Origin of the sequence: Ohtaekwangia sp. (assembly GCF_036786105.1) — a bacterium.
In the GTDB taxonomy this organism is placed as follows: Bacteria; Bacteroidota; Bacteroidia; order Cytophagales; family Cyclobacteriaceae; genus Ohtaekwangia.
The window spans coordinates 33,068-54,007 of sequence record NZ_DAIQRQ010000024.1; the positions used below are offsets into that span (position 1 = coordinate 33,068).

Consider the following 20,940-nt stretch of genomic DNA (forward strand, 5'->3'; position numbering starts at 1 on the left):
ATGTTTCTCATTCTGTATGATTTAACCATTTTATATCTTAATGTTTTGATTTTATTCCATTATTCTTTGTGCTTCGATGTAGTGTGGTCAAACTCGCGCGGCAATTTCAACTTGCTCTCATAGCAAATGTGCAGGCGCGCGAAATGAAAAGCTAAAAGCTGTTGTGCCGCTGGCAGCACAACAGCTTTTAGCTTTTTAATTTTTCTCCGAAGGTTTCGCCTGCGAAACCTTCGGAGAAAAATCTTCAAGGTGTGCCTTCGGATTAGCGATTAGCAAACAGCGTAAAACTCAACTCGCACCGGTTGGCACAATCATGCTAATAGCAACTAACCAAAAGTGAATGATCAATCGTAAGCAGTTTGATCATTCTGGCCGGAAGTTGACAAAGCAAGATTGATTTCTAATTGCCTATCGAAAATACAAAGGAAAAAGTAATTTAAATGCCTAATAACAAAAACAGTATCTTCGGGATAACGCCTTCTTCCTACCTCAATTAAAAAGATGTTTTATGGCTGTAAATGAAAAGCTGGCAAGCCGCATCCGCGAAGCGCTTGCTGACATTAAAAAAGTAGAAGAAAAGAAAATGTTCAGCGGCATGTGCTTTATGGTGAATGGCAAAATGTGCGTATGTGTAAATGAAGAAGAAATGCTCTGCCGCGTAGGGCCGGACGCTTACGAAGAAGCGCTGGAACGGCCCGGCTGCAGAGCCATGGTGCACAACGGCCGCACCATGACGGGCTTTGTGTTTGTACACGAAGACGCTATAAAAACCAAAAAGAATTTTGATTACTGGATAGCGCTGGCGCTCGCCTTTAACAAAGAAGCAAAAGCTGCGAAAAAACCAAAAAAGAAAAAAGCGAGTTAACCTTCAATCAAATACACTATAGATATAGCCTATATCAACACTATTCCGGCAGCAAACCGACCACCATCGCCCTTACGGGCGGAGAAGAATTGATCGTTATTTTTTACAGTGCACAGATCAGATACTTCTATGTTTGCATCTTTCACGCCAAACTCGCGAAGCAGTATAGTATTCGCTTTCCAAAGATCGAGTTTGGCTTTGTTGTTCGGTTGAGGAATCAGCAGATTGCTGTTGCTTCCAAAGGCACGCGTTACTTCCTGCACCACTTCTTCGCCCACTTCATACGAGTCTTGTGAAACAGAAGGACCAATGCCCGCTATAATATCTTCGCCTTTGGTTCCAAATATACGCTTCATTTCCTGCAAGGTCTTCTCTACAATATGAGCCACCGTTCCCCGCCAACCTGCATGAATAGCCGCCACTGCATTGTTCTTCTTATCATATACTATAACCGGAACACAATCGGCCGACATTACCGCGATGCACACACCTTTCTCGTTTGTAATCAATGCATCTGTCTCCATCAGATCTTCTTTCGATGTGCTGCTTGTTACCCTCACAACTCTTGTTTTGTGTACTTGCGATGGAAGGTATAAATGCGCTTCTGCTACACCCATCGCCTGGGCCAACAGATGGCGGTTGTGTTGAATGAAGGCACGGTCGGGAGAGCTTGAATAGCTTAACGTAAACTCCTGTCCGTTTACATTCGAGTTGCGTTTGGTTACAAAATGCTTAACCGACTTCTCGCTGCTGAAATTATCAAATTGCCAAAGGCCCAGTCCGTTCAATACTACGTGCTTCATGAAATTATTTTCTCCTCTTTACTATCTCTATAATCTATTGCTATAAAAACTTCATGCCGATTTCAAATGAAAGCTGGCTGGTTTGCACATGAAGTGTTTTCGAAATGTCGTTAAGTTTACCACTATCATCACGATCGTTCAGGTGGCGCAACATCTGGATGAGCCCTTTCGAAAAACTAACGCTGGCAAAAACAGCTTTATTTTTACCTAATGATTTTTCTACACCCACACCCAGGTAATAGCCGAGGTTGAATGTGCGGAACACTTTGCCATCGTTATTATAAGATGGTATATTGGCTGTATTGTATAAATAATTATTAGAGCCGTAGCTTAAGCCAGTGTCTTTAGCCTTCTCGGCCAGCTTGATATCGATCGTTCCTCCTCCCTGAAAGTATAGTTTCGCCATTTTCCTGACCATGATATTGGTATAGATCTTTCCGGTAACAGGAATCTGCAGATAGGTTACGTTATATCGTGACTTCGAATAGTATTTACTGTTGGGATCATTTGGGCGGTTATATAAACTTCCCATATACAGGTTTACAGAGCGCACGGTATACCAAAGACCCGAAGATGCCGCTATATTTTTGGTAAGGAAGTAATCAACCGTAGGGCCAAACGACATGCGTATACCAATGCCCTTTTGCTTCACGCCCGGGTAAGCGTATTTATACTGATGCACATTGGTAAAAGAGAAATCGGGGGCAAAGCGAAAGCCGATCTTGTAATTTTTTTGGGCCTGCAGGTTAGTAAACGCTGCCAGTACCAGCAACGTTGGTAAAATTCTTTTCATCCAGGTTCTTTTGGAAACAAATATGATGATTATTTCATAATTGAGGAAAGTGAAAAGTATAGCATCGTTATAAAAACAAAAGTGCCACCCTTGGGGGCAGCACTTCTGTTATACTTTTTTCTTTATGTTCCTTATACCGTCCAGGTACCTTCTTCAAGCAGGGAGCCATCGTCAGCATTGTAGAATGCCCAGTGGCCATTGCCGTTTGTATCCCAGGTCATGTCGTAGATTTTAATAGTGCCGCTATAGTAAGTAACTTCTCCAGCTTTTGTTTTCTCGTTTACAGTAACAACAAAGTAATAGTTATCCTGTGTATCCGTCAACTTGAAGGTAAAGTTATCGCCGCTGCGGCTCCAGTTATACTTCAGCATGATCAACGATTTGTTATCACCGTATATTCCGAGAATGTCGTATACATTCATGAAGCCTTCGCTGCGGTCTTTCTTCTCTTCTGCATGGAAATACTTCAGCCATGATGATGAGCCGGAAAATTGGAAGAACACATCAAATGCATAGCTGTCAGACGTCTCGCTGATTTGGTAAGCAATTTTCACATCAGAGTTAGCATCGCTCCAGGTATATACCACTACATCGCCACTGGCAGCAACACGTCCATTGGCAGCGGTGATGGCGGTTGTAGACTTTACGGCACCTTCAGGAGCCTTAAAATAACCGAGGTATGTGTTCATCGCGTTAGCCATGGTGATATAGCTTACCGCCATTTGTGCATGGTCATCGGAGGATGATTGCATAGCCGAAGGTGCTGTAATTACCTGCGACTGGGAGCTAAGACTGATGGTCTGTTTTTCGAGGCTTGAGGAGCTGTCTTTGTCATCATGCGAGCATGCAAATGCAAACAATGCTACTGCCAGCAAGAGGAGATACTTGGTGATTTTCATGGTAGAGAAATTAGGATTTTAAGATAAAAATTATAGATAGATTACGTTATAAAAGCATTACAAGGGTGATTGCCAATCCATTACACACATTGTCGAATCATGTACATCCGGGCGTTAATCGGGTATAGAACCTTAAAGTGACCTTAAGATAGGTATAAAACACAGATATTTTCAAATAAGCGTCACAACGCTTGTCTCATCGCTGTACGCATGAAACAACGATGAGACAAGCATGTGGACCTATGTGATACTATAGATCACTCTTTTAAAATTTTTGCAAAGCTGCTTCCGGTTTGATGGCCGATTTTAATGATATATATACCAGGCGCCAGCGTGGCTCCTACTTTAACGGTTCCTTCTGCCATGCCTGCATCAACCAGGGCTCCGGCTTCATTGTAAATCCTGTATGTAAATTTTCCTGTCCCTTTTATAGCGATCTCCTTTACAAATGGATTGGGATAGCATTGAAATGATATATCACTGCTCTTTTCTATTCCGGTTATAGTTGCTGATGACTTTAAGGGTGCCTCCCATATACCACGACCGAACGTACAAACACGAATCTTCTTACCAGGTTTATAGATTTCAATATCCTTTACAGGCGAATGCGGCAGGTCCTTAAAATATGGCGTCCAGGAAGACATGGTGTTATTCCGGTAATAGACTCCTATATCACATCCTACATAGACTTCATCCAGCGTGCCGCCCGGAATAATGCGAATACAATTTGCAGGAAGATTGGGTAAACCGGTAGAGTAATTGTTCCAGGTAGCACCCCCGTTTTTCGATTCGTATACTTTGGCATCGGCCGTGTAGCCAGAAAATGTTACCCAAACATGCTGTGGATCGGCATCATCTACTTCTATATTGGTTAAAGCAGCCTGATCAACCGGTAGCCCGGCCGTAATGTCCTCCCAAAGCGTGCCACCGTTTGTTGTTACAAACACAGAACTGAACCTGCAGGCATATACGGTTGCATTGTTGGATGGTGCAACGACCAGGCCCACAATTTCACCATCACCGGGTATCGTTCCGGCCTGCGTCCATTTTGAGCCCCGGTTCACCGATTTAAATACCTGCGAGTAACCCGCCCAGAGCGTTGATGCATGTATCGGGTCTTGCAACCAGGGTGCGAGCCAACCAGCCTGGCCACTGAGCCCGGTAACGATATCCTTAAATGTAATCCCGCCATCAACCGACATTTGATATGCACCAAAATAAACCGAGCCATACATTATATCACTGTTGGTGCGATCTATAAAGCAATCGAGACCATCACCGCCCAGCACCTGGTTATAGTTACCGGCATGCTGAACCATGGTAGCACCGTCTTGAAGGCCCACGATCATAATATTCGGATTATCGCTTGCCATACTAAACCTATAGATCTGCTGAACAGAAATATTATCCTGGTTAACGGCAGACCAGCAATTGCCTGCGGTCGTAGTTTTATATATACCACCATCGCATACAACAAATGCATGGGTGCTGCTACCCGGAACAAACTCAATCCCATGTATATCCCAATGCAATTCGAGGTCTGCATCTTCACAATCTTTCGTGGCTTCCACCCAGGTGATACCTCCGTCTTTCGAGCGGCAATTACGAACACCGGCTGCGAGCACGAGCTCCGGATCAACCGGAGAGACAGCCAGTGCCTGATCATACCATGATTGTCCGCCAGAGCCCGCCTGCAAATCATAGCCGAGTATATTCGGTGTACTGGCCCTTAATGTAAACGTTAATCCATTATCAGCCGAGCGATATATACCTTTAAAATCATCACCATTGGTTTTACTATAGAGCAGGTATACATAAGCCGGGTTTGCTGCCGTAACCGCCAAAGATGTGCGGCTGACATTGGCTGTTGGCAAGTTACTGGTTATGGCAGTCCAGGTAACTCCGCCATCGGCCGAGCGATAAAATGTATCACTGCAGGCATATACTATATCCGGGTTCGCAGGGTTAAACTCCATGTCGTAGAAAACTCCTGAATCAAGCGTCTGCGTCCACGTGGCTCCTGCATCGTCAGAGCGATATATACCACCGCTACAGGAAACCAGAAGCACTTGCGTATTTTGCGGATTAATCAACACACGCGATACATTAGGCGAAGAGTCTACCTCCCAGGTCAATCCGGTTTCATTCCAGGTTAATCCGGCATCGGTGGATTTAAGAATGCCTATACTCCTGGTATCTCCGCCATCAAAATCGCCAGTAGCAAGGTAAAGTATATTTGAATTAGAGGGATCAATGGCCAGGTCTGAGCAGCCTAATACTGAAAGATAATCGGTATTGGTACGCCATACTTTGCCGCCATCAAAAGATTTCCAGAGTCCGCCAGCAGGAGAACCCGCATACATAACATTTGCATTGGATGGATCGAAGCGCACAAAGTTCATTCGCCCGGCACTTCTCCCGCCAAGTATAGATCCGGCAGGACCAACAAAGCTCCACGATGTGTCGGCTGTAGCCTGCGTTGTGCGGGCAGCATTGTAATACATAGCCTGCACTTCGGGTGTGCGCTCCACATATTCCCTATAGCGCTGATAGGTGGTAGAGGGCAAGGTTATGTCGCCACTGGGATATACACGAGGTGCCATGTAGTATTCCCATCGCTTGTAGTGAATATATGGATTCTCGTTTTCTTCCTCCTCTTCACGTTCATCTTTGTGCGAACGCTTTTTCAGTGCCGTGGCTGGCTTCAGGCGCTTACCGTATTTTTTCTTTAAAGCAGCGCCCTCTGACTTTTGTATATCGTAAAAATTTTTTACGGCAGGATCGTTTAAAAATTTAAAATGCTGCGCTCCTGCTCTTGATACGAGCAGCAGCAGGAGAACAACAGTTACTACCGCACTTTGAGCCAGTAATTTATTCATGTGCCAATACGTTTTTTTGATAATTTCAGAGATCTAAACAAGAATACGAAATATAGGATCGAATCGCCAGGCAAGCAGCCGACATTAAAGTAAACATCCGGTTTCTAAATAGAATAGCGGTTATTTGAACTGAGAAATTTTCAGAAATAAATTCTGTAGAAGCTTCTTGAGTTTTTGCAATCCTGATAAAAACTCAGTGATGTAATATTAACACACAAAAACATACCCCATATTTTCAGCCGATTAATCTCCTCAGGCAAAACGTCCGTACAATTGATCAGCATAAATACACAGCTCACCATCGCTATCTTTTCAAAGAACGAAAATTAATAAGCTCGTCTGTGCTGTTGGATTACCTTGCTTCTACAACGGACACTCTATACCGCAAGTGAGGGATGAAAAGTTATTCCAGTTCTGCAATGTGTCCAAACTGATGTTGCTGCATCTTAAGAGTAAGAGTATCTATGAAAAGAATCATTCTATACATCACGCTGTCGTTTGTAATGCTACATGCCGAAAACCTGATGGCACAGTCATTCAAACATCCGGGATTACTACAAACTGAAGCTGCATTTAAAAGAATGCAGACCAAGGTGAAAGCAAATGCACAACCGTGGCTGGCGGGATGGAACAAGCTTACCTCTAACGTGCATGCTTCGCTCAATTGGGTTCCCAATGCTCCCGATACAATTTACAGGGGCTCTGATGGTGTTCATCAGGATAATAACTATATACTGTTTAATGATGTTGCTGCAGCCTATGCCACGGCTATCCGCTGGAAGGTATCGGGCGATGAAGCCTATGCAAAAAAATCAATCGAGATTATGAATGCCTGGTCTTCTAAACTGAAATATATAGCAGGTGGCGATCGCGTGCTGGCCGCGGGTCTGTCCGGATATGAGTTTGCCAATGCAGCTGAAATTATGCGAACCTATAGCGGCTGGAAGTCTGCCGACTTTGAGCGTTTCAAGAATATGATGCTCACGGTATTTTACCCGATCAATCACGATTTTCTTACCAGGCATGAGCGCTGTATTACACACTTCTATGCGAACTGGGATCTCTGCACCATGGCGTCCATCATGGCCATTGGTGTGTTATGCGATAAGCGTGAATATTACAATGAAGCGGTTCAATACTTCAAGAGTGGACCGGGTAATGGCGCCATTGCCAATGCGGTATACTATATTCACTCCGATGGTTTGGGCCAATGGCAGGAAGCGGGCCGCGACCAGGGCCACACCGTGCTTGGTATAGCGTTGATGGGCGCTTTTTGTGAGATGGCCTGGAACCAGGGCGATGATCTGTATGGCTATGACGACAATCGCTTTTTAAAAGGAGCCGAATATGTAGCGAAGTATAATCTGGGCGAAGATGTGCCCTATATTACCTATAACAATTGCTTGAATGTAAATCAAACCGTGATTGGTTCCGGCAGCAGAGGCAACGTGCGCCCCGCATGGGAGCTGGTATATAATCACTATGTGCAACGCAAAGGACTGAAGGCGCCCTATAGCCAGAAGTTTGCAGAGAAGGTGCGGCCGGAAGGTGGCGGTGGAAATTATGGCCCCAACAGTGGCGGCTACGATCAGCTCGGGTATGGCACACTGCTGTATACACAAGATTCGCTCGAAGCAGCTTCTGCACGCGAAGCCGATGGTGGTGCCGTTGTTTCACCCAACCCTGTAAAAGATCAGTTGACAGTTACATTCTCCAACGGCCTGGAGTCTGGCGCACACATTGATTTCTATAATGATATAGGGCAAATTATATTCTCGGCCGAAACATCAGGAACCTCGTATACCAACAGCAACCTGAGCTTCCTGGCACGAGGCACATACTACCTGCGCATCTTCAATAAAAAGAAAGTGGTGGTGAAGAGGATTGTGAAGAAGTGATATACAGGCTGCGATATTTATTTGCCAATCTTTCCATCGATAAGGTTTTTAAGACATAGAAGCGCGTTTCCATCCTTAGAGAGAATAGCCTCCAGCATGTTTTTGAATTTTGGCCACACAAACAGCCATACGTTTCAAACAATTACCTTCAAATATGTATATTACAATATCTCAAAAATGAAATCATGCAGTGACTGCGGAACATCTCACATATCGACTAACCATGAGCTTTTTGCTTGTCTTTTATAGCGGGCTTCCGGGTTTATGGATTGCACATATGATAAGAAGGAAAAATACGCCGCTCTTCCATGCTATCAGAAATTATCAGCTAACCCGCCATGCAACCTTCTATAATTTTCTCGGCATTGGTCTCTTTGTGTATTGTATCAAGAACACATTCTTTAAGCGCTTTAACACAAAAATCAGCATAACGAAAAGGCCCAGCGTTGATGAGATCAGCAAACTGCTTGATGAATTAACGATATCCGAGCTATGCCATATTTTGGGATTTCTGTTTGTGCTAATATTTCAAATCGTAACGACCGTTGTATACCGATGGTATGATGTATTTCTCTATCTGACGATATTCAATACGATACTTAACCTGTATCCGGTGTTGTTGCAGGAACGAAACAAGTTGAGATTGAAGGCGCTTTCACACACACTGCAGCGACAATGAATATACCCGCCATAAGAAATGAAATATCAGACTGCAACATGAAAGAGTTTTTATCATACTCTGATTATAGCGTTGTTATTTTATACTTACCTCAACGAATCAGATGAGATCATCCCTTCTTCCCCAACAACTCAATCAACTGTGCGTTCTGCTTACGCAAATACTCGATCTCTTCTTTCAAGGACTTGATCTCTTCTTCGTTGCGCTCAGTTATCTTACAGTGATAATTGTTATGATGGTTTGCCTGATCATAATTTGTATGAAAATTATAGATGGCAGCGTCTTCATTAAAATTCTTAATCGCATCCGGGCTTACTCCTAAAGCTCTGGCAACACGATCCAGATATTCATCGTCTATACTGTCATTCTGCTCCAGCTTGGAAACTGCCTGTTGGCTTATACCCAACGCTGCGGCCAGTGTTTCCTGCTTCATGTCGCGCAGCTCGCGAATGCGGCTTATCTTTCTGCCTATGTGTAACGTTTCTGTCATAGTTCAAATATAAAATCAACCGTCAAACTTTTTTCCCCAACAACTCAATCAACTGCGCGTTCTGCTTACGTAAATACTCGATCTCTTCTTTTAATGATTTGATCTCTGCCTCATTGCTTTGCTCAAACTTGCATTGATAATTATTATTTGGATTAGCGTTATCGTTGTTGGTCTGAAAATTATAGATAGCAGACTCTTCGTTGAAATTCTTAATTATTTCCGGGTTAACTCCTAGCGCATCTGCTACCCGTTCAAGGTATAGATCATCTATACTCTCATTCTGCTCCAGTTTGGAAATCGCCTGCTGGCTTATACCCAATGCTGCAGCGAGCGTTTCCTGTTTCATGTTGCGCAGCTCGCGGATGCGGCTTATCTTTCTCCCGATGTGTAACGTTTCTGCCATAGCTCAAATGTAAAAAATATCGCTGTTGTAAAAAACAAAAGTATAGGTTGTATCGAACAATATAGTGCGCTTTCTTTTCTGCTATAACCATCGCTATTTGTTGCCTATAAATCTATACACGTTCTATGGCAACTTCTACAGAAATTATTACTGAAGATCTGCAGGTAGCATTTCGCGTTTTTGTAACCCGTACTCCTCCCGACCGGCTCAACCGCGCAGTGCGCACCTTGCTGGTAGACTATCTGGCAGAGAACCACGAATTTCTTCCACATGATTTCAATGTTATGATCGATGATCTTTCGCGCTTGTTCGATCTTCTCGATCAAATCACCACAGAAACCAAAGACTGGCATCGCGAAGAACATCAACATTGAAACGAGTGAGTACCAACATTAACCATATGATGTTGGTATTCTTCCCTTTGATTTTACTCTTTGTAATTGCCGCAGCACACTGCACACATGTTAATCAGCGGCAGACCGGCGGTATATATCTTTCATCATCACATTCTTGCAACTATTCGCGCGGCAAGAAACGCTCGCTGCCCGAAAGCGGGCAATGGTAACATTCCAGTAACGTTATGGCTATAGCTGCTGCAGGCGAATAATCTCTGCATGGTTTCGCTTCAATTTTTGATCGTAAAACAGCATAACTACTTACATGCAGGTAAAAAACAAGCAAAAAAATATAACTTTACGTTCTTTATACCTGAACCTCCTCGATGAAAAAGATACTGATTGTATATTACACACAGTCCGGTCAGCAGTTGTCCATACTTCAGTCACTGTCCAAACCATTGGTCGAAGCTGGCCACACCGTACATTTCGAAGAAATTCAGCCGCAGGAAAAATATCCTTTTCCCTGGAGCGCTTACCAGTTCTTCAATGCTTTCCCTGAAACATTTTCACAAAAGCCGCTGGCATTAAAAAGCTTGTCGGCACAGGCATTTGATCAATACGATCTGGTGATCCTCGGCTATCAACCCTGGTTCCTTACGCCTTCTCGCCCAATAAGCTCATTTCTCCAGAGCGATGATGGAAAGAAAATCCTGAACGGCAAACCTGTTGTTACCATTTTAGGTTGTCGCAACATGTGGCTTGGCGCGCAGGAAAAAGTAAAGCAACGCCTGCTCGATGCGCAGGCTACATTGGTGGGGCACATTGCATTGGCCGATCGCTCCGGCAATCTCACGAGCCTCATCACCATTTTACGATGGATGTTTACCGGCAACCGGAAACCATTCTGGTTCTTTCCGCAGGCTGGTGTTTCCAACACCGATGTTCAACATGCGGAAGCATTTGGAAAGCTAATCGCCAACCACCTTGCTTCCAACGACTATACTTCACTTCAAACTGAATTCTTGCAAGAAGGTGCGATCGACATCAGACCAAACCTGGTGTTGATGGAGAGACGTGGTCAGAAAGCATTTTCAGTATGGTCTAAATTCATCGCTTCTGGCGGTGCCATGCACTCTACCGGTCGCAAAATCAGAGTTTATATATTCATGTACCTGCTGCCCACTGCCATTTTCTTTTTGTCGCCTTTACTGTGGACGCTGTCGAAGACAATGCTCATTGTGAAGCGCAAGGAATTGATTCTGGATGTGGAATATTTTAAGCAAAATTCACTGCGTAAAAAGTAACGCTTCTTTCTCCGTTGTTCAAAAGCTGATCAATCATTACAGCTGTGCGAAAAGGTATTCAATGACGGTTGATAATGAAGTCTGCGGGGCGACTCGGGTTTTATATTTTACGGGGAATGAAGTACTTTCGGGCTCAAATTCAAAAACTAAAATCTGCATACAAAACACGCATTACAGAGGATGAACAGGAGTGTTTACATTACAAAATTAGCGAGCTATTATCCTAACGGACCGGTTTCGAACGAGGACATTGAGAAGTACCTGGGATTGATCAACAATCAGTCTTCCAAGGCACGGCCGCTCATCCTGCGTAACAACCAGATCAAAACCCGCTATTACTCATTCGACAAGGAAGGCAAGACTACTCATACCAACACCAACCTGACACGGCTGGCGATTGAAAAACTTTTCGATGAAAATTTCAAACAAGCCGATATAGAATTGCTGTCGTGCGGCACCACCACGCCAGACCAAATGCTGCCACCTCATGCTGCCATGGTTCATGGAGAGCTGGGCGGTCATCCTGTTGAAATCAATACAGCTTCCGGCTCTTGCAGTGCCGGTATACAGGCACTCAAGTTTGGCTATATGTCTGTGTTGTCGGGCAATACATCCAACGCAGTGTGTACGGGCTCCGAGCGGTTCTCCAAATGGATGCAGGCTAAATTCTTTAAAGAAGAAGCAGAGAAAGTGGCACAGCTGGAAGGTGGCGATGGCATGATCGCTTTTGAAAAAGACTTTTTACGCTTTATGCTTTCCGATGGTGCTGCCGCTGCTTTGCTGAAAGATAAACCCAACACCGAAGGGCTTTCATTGCGTATTGACTGGATTGAGCAACGCTCTTTTGCACATGAGCTTCCGGCTTGCATGTATTATGGTGCTGTTAAAAATGAAGCCGGTAAATTCATTGGCTGGAACGACCTCGAACAAGACCAATGGACGGGCGAGTCTGTTTTTGCTTTGAAACAAGACACCAAACTGCTGGGAGAATATATTGTGAAGAAGGGTGGTGAGTTTATGAAAGACCTGGTAGAGAAGAAGAAGATCGATATCAAGAACCTTACATACTTCCTGCCACACCTCTCGTCTAACTATTTCGCTTCGCGCATAGCAAAAGAACTTGAAGTACTGAATATAGATATACCATCCGCCAAGTGGTTCACCAATTTGTCGTGGGTAGGTAATGTGGGCGCAGCATCACCGCTGTTGATGCTGGAAGAATTGTTTAACTCAGGCCGCTTAAAGAAAGGTGATACACTGTGGATGATGATACCCGAAAGCGCACGTTTCAATTACGGCTACGTGATGCTTACTGTAGTATAACCGTTATCCGTTAACAGTTACACGTTAACAGAGAACGAATAACGGATAACAATAACGTGTAACGGCTAACAAACAACCCCATTTGTTATGAAAAAAGAGCAGGTACCTCAGGATCAGGAAAACCTCAACGAAGGCAAGCTGGCTAAACTGTATTATGCTACAGACGAGAATGGCCAGTATGTAAAAGTAAACAGCATTGGCTGGGAGCCCGAAACCGTGGCGATGCAACAAGCCTGGGATGTTGTGAACGATGAAGTGGAGAATGCCCGTAAAAAAGTAGTGGATGGCAAAGCGAGTCCACTGCTATACTGGATCAAAAAGAACATCATGACCTACAGCATGGTGGCCAGCTACGCTTCTACGTTTGGCTTTATGGTGCGCCTGCACTGCACGCCTTTTTTCTTTAACAAGCTAAGCCGGAAACAACTCGAAAAATACGCCTATACTTTTCGCATCTCTGTAGAAGAACTCACCGACATCGAAAGACTGAAAAAGCAATGACCGTTAATTTCAATCATAAACAATCTGCTCACTGCGAGAATGGCGTAGTATCAAACCTGCTTCGTTTTCACGGAATGGAGTTTGATGAGCCTATGGTATTTGGTATTGGCTCCGGCCTCTTCTTTACCTATTTACCTTTTGTGCGTGTAAATGGTATACCGGGCGTTGCCTATAGAATTTGGCCGGGGCAGATCTTCAAGCGTTTCTCCGACCGCATCGGTATAAAGATCGAGCGTAAAAAATTCTCCAACCCTGCCAAGGCCATGGATGAGCTCGACCGCATGCTGGATAAGGGTCAACCCGTGGGCATGCTTACTTCCGTTTTCTTTTTGGATTATCTGCCAGCTGCATATCGTTTTCACTTCAATGCCCATAACATCATTGTATTTGGAAAAGAGAACGGCCGTTACCTGGTGAGCGATCCGGTAATGGAAACCACAACCGAAATATCATACGAAGACCTGGCACGCGCACGCTTTGCGAAAGGTATGCCGGAACCCAGCGGCCGCATGTATTACCCGGTGCAAATACCTGGCGATTATAGTGTAGAAAAAGCACTGTGGACAGGTATAAAACAAACCAGCGACCACATGACGCGCATACCTATGCCGTTGGTGGGAACAAAAGGTATGAAGTACCTCGCAGGTCGCCTGCGCAAATGGCCGGAACGCATCGGCAATCGTAAAGCTATACTGTGGCTCGGCAATCTTATCCGCATGCAGGAAGAGATCGGCACCGGTGGTGCAGGTTTCCGTTTTATATATGCCGCGTTCCTCGATCAGGCTGCACACAAGCTTAATACTGATAAACTAACCGATCTCTCACGCCAGCTTACCAAGAGTGGCGATCAGCTTCGCGACTTCGCATACTATGCGGGCCGTGTATGCAAGAATCGTAAATCCGATACCAAGACATTTGCTGAATTGGGCGACATGCTCGAAGCATGCTCGCGACAAGAGCATGCTATATTTCAGGAACTATACGAAGTGAGCCAGTCCAAATGAGCACAAGTGCAGTTCGACTTGAGGGCCTCACGAAACAGTATCCTAAAACCAATAAAGCGGCTGTTTCCAATTTGTCGCTACATATACCAGAAGGTTCAGTATATGGTTTGCTCGGCCCCAACGGTGCAGGTAAATCTACTACGGTAATGATGGTCTGCGGACTTATGCGTCAGGATGCCGGGTCGATCAGTGTGCTGGGTATGAACATGCCCGAACAAGGTGTTGAGATACGCAGGCAGATTGGCGTGGCCTCGCAGGAGATTGCTCTTTTCCCTACACTAACGGCGTACGAAAATCTGTTTTACTTCGGCCGTATGTACGGCATGAAGAGCACTGCTATTCGTGCACAGATCGATAAGTACCTGCACGTATTCGGACTTACAGAGAAATCAAAAAAAATAGTCAATACATTTTCCGGAGGTATGAAGAGACGGCTCAACCTGATGGCTGCATTGCTGCATCAGCCCAAGCTGGTTATACTCGATGAACCTACAGCCGGAGTAGATGTTCAGTCGCGCAACATGATCCTCGATTTTTTGATGGAACTGAAGCGTGAAGGAACTACCATTATATACTCATCGCACGTGCTTGAAGAAGCGGAGCGCATCTGTACACACCTCGGTGTTATTGACGAAGGTAAATTGATTGTAGAAGGCACACGTCCGGCTATCATGAACGCTAACACCGATTGCCAGAGCCTGGAGCAGCTGTTCCTGAAACTTACCGGTAAAAATATTCGCGATTGAAAACACTGGCTACGATATATAAAGAATTTCTGTTGCTGATCCGCGATCCGGGCGGGCTGGCATTGATCTTCATTATGCCGCTTGCATTGGTAATTGTTATGGCGCTGGTACAGGATGCTCCCTTTCGCGATTACCAGGAAGTAAAACTCGATGTACTCTTCATAGATCAGGATGGCGATTCGCTCAGCACAAAAGTAAAGCAAGCCTTCGATGCTTCTCCGCATGTAAACCTGATTGTAAAAAGTGATACAACAGAAGCAAAGGAATTAGTACGTGCAGGATCGTATAAAGCTGCTATTGTTATACCGGCACATGCCAGCGCTGCGTTGCGCGAAAAAACGCGTCAGCTGATTGAAAAGGTATTCTCAAACTTTGGATTGATTTCCCCTCCTGCCGACTCTGATGCGATCGCATCGGTAGGTATAAAAGTATTGTTCGATCCGGCCATCAAATCAAACTATAAACAGGCGCTTACCGGAGGTGTACAAAAAATTGTTGCCAGCATCCAGGCGCAATGGATACTGGATGAACTTCAAAACCAACTGGCAGAAGGCCACACCGATACCAAACACATAGCGGTAAATCTTACCGACATTATACAGGTGAAAGAACAATACGCTTCCGAAAATAAATACCAGGGTATTATGCTCAATTCGGTGCAGCACAACGTTCCTGCATGGACGATGTTCGCCATGTTCTTTATTCTTTATCCGCTTGCGGGTAATTTTATTAAAGAACGTGAAGAAGGAAGCATGTTGCGCTTACGGCTTATCTCCGGCTCGCAATTCCCGGTTATCTCCGGTAAATTTGCATTCTACTTCCTGGTATGCCTGTTGCAGTTTGTGTTGATGATTGCCGTAGGAATTTTCATTATGCCAATGCTCGGGCTCACCCAGCTTGTGCTGGGCAATAATGTAATCGGTATTTTACTTACAGCATGTTCGGTGGCCATGGCTGCCACAGGCTATGGTGTATTAATAGCAGTATATTTCCGCACGCCACAACAGGCACTGTCGTTCGGGTCAGTATCGGTGGTTATACTTTCAGCTATTGGCGGGGTTTGGGTGCCGGTATATGTCATGCCGGAAATTCTGCAGACGCTGAGCCGATTTTCGCCCATGAGCTGGGGCCTCGAATCTTTTAATGATTTATTTTTGCGTCAGGCATCGATACAGACTATTTTACCAAATGTATTGCGATTAACGGGATTTTCACTGGCTACCCTTTTTATCAGTGTCATTATCCATAAATCAAGAACAATTTTATAAAACCACCAATCTAAAATCCCCTTCATGAAGAAAACGATTGACGAACTTTGCGTAGAGCTGCGTGCAGAACTCATCAAACAACTTAACCTGGAAGATATGCTCCCGGAAGGATTCGATGAGAATACTCCTTTGTTTGGCGAAGGGCTTGGGCTTGACTCTATCGATTCACTGGAATTGGTTGTTCTCCTCGACAAGAATTACGGCATTAAGCTGAAAGATCCGAAAGAAGGTCGCCATGTATTTCAAAGTATACGTACCATGGCAGAGTATATCCATCAGAACAGCCCGCGTGTATGAGTCAACGTGTGTTTATCACAGGATATGGTATTATCACATCTCTGGGTAAAGACGCGTCCGAAAATCTTCAATCACTTGTTCACGGCAAGTCAGGGTATGGCGAGCTCCATGTACTCGATACAATCCACCGCACTACGTTACCTGCCTGCGAAGTAAAACTTCATGATCAGCAACTAAAGGAATTAACCGGAGCTCCTGCGGGTACAGGATTTACCCGCACTGCGCTGCTCGGTCTCGCAGCTTTACAAGAAGCTATACGCATGGCCGGCCTCACGGAAACAGAAGTGCGCGCCTCCGGTATACTCTCCGCTACTACCAACGGCGGCATCCGCGAATTTGAAAAATATTATTACGAGCTGATGGACCCGCAGCAACGCGGTGACTTTGTTCGCTTTACCGATACGGCCAACCCCGGTGAACACTGCGAGCGCATGGCTGATTTTATTGGTATAAAAAAATATATAGGCACCATCAGCACGGCATGCTCTTCGTCGGCAAATAGTATCATGCACGGTGCCCAACTCATCCGCCATAAAAAACTGGATCGTGTTATCTGTGGTGGTGCAGAAGCTCTCTCCAAATTTACCATCAACGGATTTAACTCGCTGATGATCCTTGACTCTCAGAATTGCAGACCTTTTGACAGCACACGCAAAGGACTAAACCTGGGCGAAGGCGCTGCTTATGTAGTGCTCGAATCTGAAGCGGAAGTAATTCGCAGCAAACGCAAGCCTATAGCAGAATTGAAAGGCTATGGCAATGCGAACGATGCCTTTCATCAAACCGCATCTTCACCCGATGGCAAAGGTGCTTTTCTGGCCATGGAGCAAGCTCTCTCTATGGCCGGTATAAAACCTGGCGATGTAAACTATATCAATGCGCATGGTACTGCTACAGAAAACAACGACCTTTCGGAAGGTTTAGGTATACAGCGATTGTTTGGTGAACATGTTCCCGATTTCAGTTCTACCAAACCTTTTACCGGCCACACACTGGCCGCAGCCGGCAGCGTGGAAGCTATATTTTGTATGATGGCCATGCAGCAACAAATGGTCTGGCCCAATCTTAATTTCGTTAACCCGATGCCGGAGCTCTCGATACGGCCGGTGGCTTCTTTAAAGCGACAGGTAAAGCTTAACTATATATTATCCAACTCGTTTGGATTTGGAGGCAATACATCATCTTTACTCTTAGCATCGGTGTAAGCATGAAGGACCCGCACGCGTATTACATTAATGGTATCGGTATAGTGTCGCCACAAAAGACATTTGATCATGCAGACTTCCTGACGGAGATTACCGCATATGAAGAGAATGTGCTTCGGTGCATTACTCCTGATTTCAAGAACTACATTAACCCGATACAACTGCGAAGGCTTAATCGCATGTTGCGCATTGGGCTCACGGCTGCTACAATATGTTTGCGCGATTCGAACGTACAAACACCGGATGGTATAATAACCGGCACCGGTTACGGCTTCCTGGATGAGACTGCTAAATTTCTGCGCGAACTGCTCGAACAACAGGAGAAGCAGCTTACGCCTACCTATTTCATGCAAAGCACTTACAACGCATTGGCCGGGCTCATTGCATTGTCAGTAAAGTGTATGGGTTATAATAACACTTATGTGAGCAAAGGCCTGGCTTTCGAAAATGCATTAGACGATGCCATGCTTCAACTCTGCGAAAATGAAAACGCCAACTACCTGGTAGGCGCCTTCGATGAAGCCGCGGAAGTACAATATTTTGCCAGCATTCGCGCCAGCCATTTCAAAACGGAATATATTAATAGCCTTGAGCTTTTCAATACCACTACCAAGGGCTCCGTGCAGGGCGAAGGTGCAGCATTCTTTATGCTGTCGCGCCAGGCATCAGAAACTACATGGTGCAAGCTGATGGCTACTTCTTTCATCTATAATCCATCGGGTAAAGATGAAGTAACAGAAAGCCTTCATGCCTTTTTGCGGGCGAATAATATTACCGTTGCTGATATAGATGTATGGATTGACGGTGCAAGTGGTGATGCAGAACACGATCGCATCATGAACGATCTTTCAACCACTATCTTCAGCAATACCTTTCACGTTCGGTTTAAACATTTGTGCGGTGAGTCGTGCACGGCATCATCGTTCGCGTTGTGGCTGGGAGCTGCTATACTAAAAAATCAAGACGTGCCGCTGGCGGTAAAGGTAAATCTCCATGATAATCCCGCACAGCTAAAAACGGTTATTATTGTTAACCAGTACATGAATAAGAACTTCTCTTTCTATTTGCTCCAGAAATAAAATGCATCGCGCTTAAGTCAGTGCATTTTATACATCAATGCGAAACGAATTTAAGCCCGATAATAGAGCCGATCAGTGTTACAATAAAGAACAATCGCCAGAAGTCAGCCGGCTCTTTAAAAAAGACGATACCAACGATCACTGTGCCGACTGCTCCAATACCGGTCCACACCGCGTAGGCAGTTCCCATGGGCAATGTTAATGTAGCACGATAAAGCAGGTACATACTTGCCGACACCGTTACAAAGAAACCAATCAGCCACAATACGGAAGCAATTCCTGAAGTTTCTTTGGCTTTACCAAGGCATGTGGTGAATGCTACTTCAAAACATCCGGCTATGATTAGTATAATCCAGTTCATATCTGACTGTAGTTTATTAACAAAGATATGAATTGTGCTCATGGCCCTGGAGGAAGTTTACATCACTGGCATCAGCGCGTTCGATTCTTTTCGCGCGTTACGCTGAAGTGAATAAAAGCTGTGATCATGTGCGCCTTCAATCCATCGGAACGATCATAGAAAGCATAGCGTACCTCCACTTCCTGAAAGGTTGTAGCACCACCACGCGCAAAGGGAGCATATCGCACACCGAGTCCCGTTTTATAACTATGAAACCTGGAAAGGTCGTAGTCGGAAGTATAATATTCGCTGGAAGAATCTAATTGCTTATAGGGCCGGAAATAGTCAGCACCGGTCTGTGTATAAAGTCTGACGAAAGGTGTTAAGGTGAGCATCGCATTTATTTTTACAGGCGCTTCTACATTGATCGTGTGTGCATTAATGCCAAAGTTATCCCAATAGAATCGATATGAACTTCGGATGATCCACCGTGTGCCTGCAAATGAGTTGAGCTGAACGCCGACCGGAACCTTCAAGCGCTCGCCTGGTAAATTTTCAACACGCTCCGTATCGTCCGTAAAATATACTCTGTGAAAGGGTGTTGAGAGTAATCCCTTTTGATAGGTGACGCCCGGGTATATACCGATGGCCATTCTGCGATTGATTACCTGGTATATACCCAGATCAACATTGAATGAATTACGTCTGTAATTATTAAACCATTTCTTATAACGAAGTTCAACCGGATACACCAGCTTCTGCGGATGTCCATTCTCCAGTCTTCCCCACCGCAGGTCATCAAAAAATCCCTGAAAAGAAAACGAATAATCACGCTGCCTTCTGCGATCGCTATAGCTCCAGTTCAGGCCCGCGCCAAACGAAAGATAATCGGATTCAATCGACATACCGGTGTTGATGCCCGCATTCATCTGCCTGCTTTTCACAAAGCGATTGAATCCAAGATTCATGTGCGACCGCGCATCCACCCTGGAAGCGGATGACATGACATAATCTATATTATCGGTAGAAGCAGAGCTGATCACATCTACACCGGCATCGATGTGATATGTGTTAACCGAATCTTTGTTTACATCCATCGACAACTGTTGCACATATACCTGCAGGTCTTCTGTGCCTATACCACCGGTTACCGCAGAATGGTTATTGTCTTGTGTATAGTATGAGAACATCGCCTCCACATCCGTGCGAACCAGTTTTTTCTTTTTATAAACAGCCGATTGCTGCGCCGATGCCATTAATGACGAAGCGAGTAATCCGATAATAACGTAACGTTTCTTCAAAGGGTAAATCTTTACGATATCAATTACATCCGCAACCACCACTGCTCTTGCTGCTGCCGCCACCGGCTGCACCTTCGCGATATACCTGTACGCTCTCTTCAAATCTGCGCGCGCCTTGCTGGCCTGGTTGCATTTCATGATCATTAAGATATACTTTCTGATAAGGCTTTACGGTTTGGCAAGCTGCGATTAGCAGCAGATATATGCTGGCAAAAAGAAAACGTATGCTTACTCGCTTCATGGTTCCATCGTTAATTTCAAATGTCTCGATGTTATTATTTTATTTCGATCATCAATGATCAAGGCGTGCGTGCCGGGCAATTGTTCGATGAAGTGTATACCTACTTTTGCCCCCATCACGGTAACGGCCGTTGCCAATGCATCTGAAAGTTCTGCATGCGGGCTGACGATGGTAACGCTGCGTATACCCGTAACCGGCAATCCACTTTTCGGGTCAATGTTATGCGAGTATCGAACACCATTCTTATCAAAGTATTGCTCATAATTTCCGGAGGTTGCTACCGA

At 44.9% G+C, this 20,940-nt stretch carries 23 protein-coding genes; 13 read left to right on the plus strand and 10 right to left on the minus strand.

Annotation, left to right across the window (positions count from 1 at the left end; all coding sequences use genetic code 11):
- The first annotated feature begins 508 nt into the window (after nucleotides 1-508).
- On the plus strand, nucleotides 509-865 hold the full coding sequence (locus V7Q33_RS12040) for a TfoX/Sxy family protein (RefSeq protein ID WP_331983540.1): 357 nt from the start codon (nucleotides 509-511) through the stop codon (nucleotides 863-865).
- Between the two features lie 29 nt (nucleotides 866-894).
- On the opposite strand, the gene pgeF is transcribed toward V7Q33_RS12040, so the two are convergent.
- The 4 genes from pgeF to V7Q33_RS12060 all read right to left on the minus strand — a co-directional run bounded on the left by pgeF (nucleotide 895) and on the right by V7Q33_RS12060 (nucleotide 6,239).
- Nucleotides 895-1,668, minus strand: a complete 774-nt coding sequence (gene pgeF / locus V7Q33_RS12045) for a peptidoglycan editing factor PgeF (protein WP_331983542.1) — start codon at nucleotides 1,666-1,668, stop codon at nucleotides 895-897.
- Nucleotides 1,669-1,708: 40 nt separating this feature from the next.
- Entirely contained in the window at nucleotides 1,709-2,461 is a 753-nt protein-coding gene (locus tag V7Q33_RS12050) for a porin family protein (protein ID WP_331983544.1), read from the minus strand.
- A gap of 131 nt (nucleotides 2,462-2,592) precedes the next feature.
- Nucleotides 2,593-3,360, minus strand: a complete 768-nt coding sequence (locus V7Q33_RS12055) for a hypothetical protein (protein WP_331983546.1) — start codon at nucleotides 3,358-3,360, stop codon at nucleotides 2,593-2,595.
- A 257-nt stretch (nucleotides 3,361-3,617) separates the two neighbouring features.
- Nucleotides 3,618-6,239: a VPS10 domain-containing protein gene (locus V7Q33_RS12060; RefSeq protein ID WP_333819994.1), complete on the minus strand. Its 2,622-nt coding sequence runs from the start codon at nucleotides 6,237-6,239 to the stop codon at nucleotides 3,618-3,620.
- Between the two features lie 464 nt (nucleotides 6,240-6,703).
- On the opposite strand from V7Q33_RS12060, the gene V7Q33_RS12065 reads away from it, so the two are divergent.
- Together V7Q33_RS12065 and V7Q33_RS12070 are read left to right on the plus strand one after the other, a co-directional pair.
- The gene (locus V7Q33_RS12065; RefSeq protein ID WP_333819995.1) at nucleotides 6,704-8,137 is read left to right on the plus strand and encodes an alginate lyase family protein; all 1,434 of its coding nucleotides are present in this window, start codon (nucleotides 6,704-6,706) and stop codon (nucleotides 8,135-8,137) included.
- A 277-nt stretch (nucleotides 8,138-8,414) separates the two neighbouring features.
- Nucleotides 8,415-8,816: a hypothetical protein gene (locus V7Q33_RS12070; RefSeq protein WP_333819996.1), complete on the plus strand. Its 402-nt coding sequence runs from the start codon at nucleotides 8,415-8,417 to the stop codon at nucleotides 8,814-8,816.
- A 109-nt stretch (nucleotides 8,817-8,925) separates the two neighbouring features.
- Here V7Q33_RS12070 and V7Q33_RS12075 read toward each other — a convergent pair whose 3' ends face one another.
- Together V7Q33_RS12075 and V7Q33_RS12080 are read right to left on the minus strand one after the other, a co-directional pair.
- The gene (locus tag V7Q33_RS12075; RefSeq protein WP_333819997.1) at nucleotides 8,926-9,306 is read right to left on the minus strand and encodes a helix-turn-helix domain-containing protein; all 381 of its coding nucleotides are present in this window, start codon (nucleotides 9,304-9,306) and stop codon (nucleotides 8,926-8,928) included.
- Nucleotides 9,307-9,328: 22 nt separating this feature from the next.
- Nucleotides 9,329-9,709: a helix-turn-helix domain-containing protein gene (locus V7Q33_RS12080; RefSeq protein ID WP_331983556.1), complete on the minus strand. Its 381-nt coding sequence runs from the start codon at nucleotides 9,707-9,709 to the stop codon at nucleotides 9,329-9,331.
- A gap of 125 nt (nucleotides 9,710-9,834) precedes the next feature.
- Here V7Q33_RS12080 and V7Q33_RS12085 point away from each other — a divergent pair, with 125 nt between their 5' ends.
- From V7Q33_RS12085 to V7Q33_RS12130, 10 genes are all read left to right on the plus strand, one after another.
- Nucleotides 9,835-10,083: a hypothetical protein gene (locus V7Q33_RS12085; protein WP_331983558.1), complete on the plus strand. Its 249-nt coding sequence runs from the start codon at nucleotides 9,835-9,837 to the stop codon at nucleotides 10,081-10,083.
- 347 nt (nucleotides 10,084-10,430) lie between these two features.
- Complete coding sequence (locus tag V7Q33_RS12090) at nucleotides 10,431-11,351, plus strand: dialkylrecorsinol condensing enzyme DarA (protein WP_333819998.1); 921 nt, start codon at nucleotides 10,431-10,433, stop codon at nucleotides 11,349-11,351.
- A 180-nt stretch (nucleotides 11,352-11,531) separates the two neighbouring features.
- Nucleotides 11,532-12,674, plus strand: coding sequence for a beta-ketoacyl-ACP synthase III (locus tag V7Q33_RS12095; protein WP_333819999.1), 1,143 nt, complete (start codon nucleotides 11,532-11,534; stop codon nucleotides 12,672-12,674).
- A gap of 87 nt (nucleotides 12,675-12,761) precedes the next feature.
- Complete coding sequence (locus V7Q33_RS12100; protein ID WP_331983563.1) at nucleotides 12,762-13,175, plus strand: hypothetical protein; 414 nt, start codon at nucleotides 12,762-12,764, stop codon at nucleotides 13,173-13,175.
- Complete coding sequence (locus V7Q33_RS12105; RefSeq protein WP_331983565.1) at nucleotides 13,172-14,179, plus strand: BtrH N-terminal domain-containing protein; 1,008 nt, start codon at nucleotides 13,172-13,174, stop codon at nucleotides 14,177-14,179. Before V7Q33_RS12100 ends, V7Q33_RS12105 begins: the two co-directional genes overlap by 4 nt.
- Nucleotides 14,176-14,925 carry an ABC transporter ATP-binding protein gene (locus V7Q33_RS12110; protein ID WP_333820000.1) on the plus strand — a complete coding sequence of 250 codons (750 nt, stop codon included), beginning with the start codon at nucleotides 14,176-14,178 and terminating at the stop codon, nucleotides 14,923-14,925. The genes V7Q33_RS12105 and V7Q33_RS12110 overlap by 4 nt, the downstream gene beginning before the upstream one ends.
- Nucleotides 14,922-16,193 carry an ABC transporter permease gene (locus V7Q33_RS12115; RefSeq protein WP_333820001.1) on the plus strand — a complete coding sequence of 424 codons (1,272 nt, stop codon included), beginning with the start codon at nucleotides 14,922-14,924 and terminating at the stop codon, nucleotides 16,191-16,193. Before V7Q33_RS12110 ends, V7Q33_RS12115 begins: the two co-directional genes overlap by 4 nt.
- 24 nt (nucleotides 16,194-16,217) lie before the next feature.
- The gene (locus tag V7Q33_RS12120; RefSeq protein WP_331961020.1) at nucleotides 16,218-16,490 is read left to right on the plus strand and encodes a phosphopantetheine-binding protein; all 273 of its coding nucleotides are present in this window, start codon (nucleotides 16,218-16,220) and stop codon (nucleotides 16,488-16,490) included.
- Nucleotides 16,487-17,695: a beta-ketoacyl-[acyl-carrier-protein] synthase family protein gene (locus V7Q33_RS12125; RefSeq protein ID WP_333820002.1), complete on the plus strand. Its 1,209-nt coding sequence runs from the start codon at nucleotides 16,487-16,489 to the stop codon at nucleotides 17,693-17,695. The genes V7Q33_RS12120 and V7Q33_RS12125 overlap by 4 nt, the downstream gene beginning before the upstream one ends.
- A 2-nt stretch (nucleotides 17,696-17,697) precedes the next feature.
- Nucleotides 17,698-18,774, plus strand: a complete 1,077-nt coding sequence (locus V7Q33_RS12130) for a beta-ketoacyl synthase N-terminal-like domain-containing protein (protein WP_333820003.1) — start codon at nucleotides 17,698-17,700, stop codon at nucleotides 18,772-18,774.
- 34 nt (nucleotides 18,775-18,808) lie between these two features.
- On the opposite strand, the gene V7Q33_RS12135 is transcribed toward V7Q33_RS12130, so the two are convergent.
- The 4 genes from V7Q33_RS12135 to V7Q33_RS12150 form a co-directional block, all read right to left on the minus strand.
- Nucleotides 18,809-19,135, minus strand: a complete 327-nt coding sequence (locus V7Q33_RS12135) for a DMT family transporter (RefSeq protein WP_331983591.1) — start codon at nucleotides 19,133-19,135, stop codon at nucleotides 18,809-18,811.
- A gap of 71 nt (nucleotides 19,136-19,206) precedes the next feature.
- Complete coding sequence (locus V7Q33_RS12140; RefSeq protein ID WP_333820004.1) at nucleotides 19,207-20,415, minus strand: DUF3570 domain-containing protein; 1,209 nt, start codon at nucleotides 20,413-20,415, stop codon at nucleotides 19,207-19,209.
- 19 nt (nucleotides 20,416-20,434) lie between these two features.
- Nucleotides 20,435-20,656, minus strand: coding sequence for a DUF4266 domain-containing protein (locus tag V7Q33_RS12145; protein ID WP_331983577.1), 222 nt, complete (start codon nucleotides 20,654-20,656; stop codon nucleotides 20,435-20,437).
- Nucleotides 20,653-20,940: FAD:protein FMN transferase (locus V7Q33_RS12150; protein ID WP_333820005.1), on the minus strand; the 288-nt coding region annotated here is incomplete at its 5' end. The genes V7Q33_RS12150 and V7Q33_RS12145, both read right to left, overlap by 4 nt.

Excerpts from the sequence above, each read along its gene's own strand:
- V7Q33_RS12080 (WP_331983556.1), bottom strand. The coding sequence starts at position 9,709 with ATGGCAGAAACGTTACACATCGGGAGAAAGATAAGCCGCATCCGCGAG.
- V7Q33_RS12060 (WP_333819994.1), bottom strand. The coding sequence starts at position 6,239 with ATGAATAAATTACTGGCTCAAAGTGCGGTAGTAACTGTTGTTCTCCTG.
- V7Q33_RS12095 (WP_333819999.1), top strand. The coding sequence starts at position 11,532 with ATGAACAGGAGTGTTTACATTACAAAATTAGCGAGCTATTATCCTAAC.
- V7Q33_RS12145 (WP_331983577.1), bottom strand. The coding sequence starts at position 20,656 with ATGAAGCGAGTAAGCATACGTTTTCTTTTTGCCAGCATATATCTGCTG.
- V7Q33_RS12125 (WP_333820002.1), top strand. The coding sequence starts at position 16,487 with ATGAGTCAACGTGTGTTTATCACAGGATATGGTATTATCACATCTCTG.
- V7Q33_RS12130 (WP_333820003.1), top strand. The coding sequence starts at position 17,698 with ATGAAGGACCCGCACGCGTATTACATTAATGGTATCGGTATAGTGTCG.
- V7Q33_RS12055 (WP_331983546.1), bottom strand. The coding sequence starts at position 3,360 with ATGAAAATCACCAAGTATCTCCTCTTGCTGGCAGTAGCATTGTTTGCA.
- V7Q33_RS12050 (WP_331983544.1), bottom strand. The coding sequence starts at position 2,461 with ATGAAAAGAATTTTACCAACGTTGCTGGTACTGGCAGCGTTTACTAAC.
- V7Q33_RS12040 (WP_331983540.1), top strand. The coding sequence starts at position 509 with ATGGCTGTAAATGAAAAGCTGGCAAGCCGCATCCGCGAAGCGCTTGCT.
- V7Q33_RS12090 (WP_333819998.1), top strand. The coding sequence starts at position 10,431 with ATGAAAAAGATACTGATTGTATATTACACACAGTCCGGTCAGCAGTTG.
- V7Q33_RS12135 (WP_331983591.1), bottom strand. The coding sequence starts at position 19,135 with ATGAACTGGATTATACTAATCATAGCCGGATGTTTTGAAGTAGCATTC.
- pgeF (WP_331983542.1), bottom strand. The coding sequence starts at position 1,668 with ATGAAGCACGTAGTATTGAACGGACTGGGCCTTTGGCAATTTGATAAT.
- V7Q33_RS12065 (WP_333819995.1), top strand. The coding sequence starts at position 6,704 with ATGAAAAGAATCATTCTATACATCACGCTGTCGTTTGTAATGCTACAT.
- V7Q33_RS12070 (WP_333819996.1), top strand. The coding sequence starts at position 8,415 with ATGATAAGAAGGAAAAATACGCCGCTCTTCCATGCTATCAGAAATTAT.
- V7Q33_RS12110 (WP_333820000.1), top strand. The coding sequence starts at position 14,176 with ATGAGCACAAGTGCAGTTCGACTTGAGGGCCTCACGAAACAGTATCCT.
- V7Q33_RS12085 (WP_331983558.1), top strand. The coding sequence starts at position 9,835 with ATGGCAACTTCTACAGAAATTATTACTGAAGATCTGCAGGTAGCATTT.
- V7Q33_RS12100 (WP_331983563.1), top strand. The coding sequence starts at position 12,762 with ATGAAAAAAGAGCAGGTACCTCAGGATCAGGAAAACCTCAACGAAGGC.
- V7Q33_RS12075 (WP_333819997.1), bottom strand. The coding sequence starts at position 9,306 with ATGACAGAAACGTTACACATAGGCAGAAAGATAAGCCGCATTCGCGAG.
- V7Q33_RS12120 (WP_331961020.1), top strand. The coding sequence starts at position 16,218 with ATGAAGAAAACGATTGACGAACTTTGCGTAGAGCTGCGTGCAGAACTC.
- V7Q33_RS12105 (WP_331983565.1), top strand. The coding sequence starts at position 13,172 with ATGACCGTTAATTTCAATCATAAACAATCTGCTCACTGCGAGAATGGC.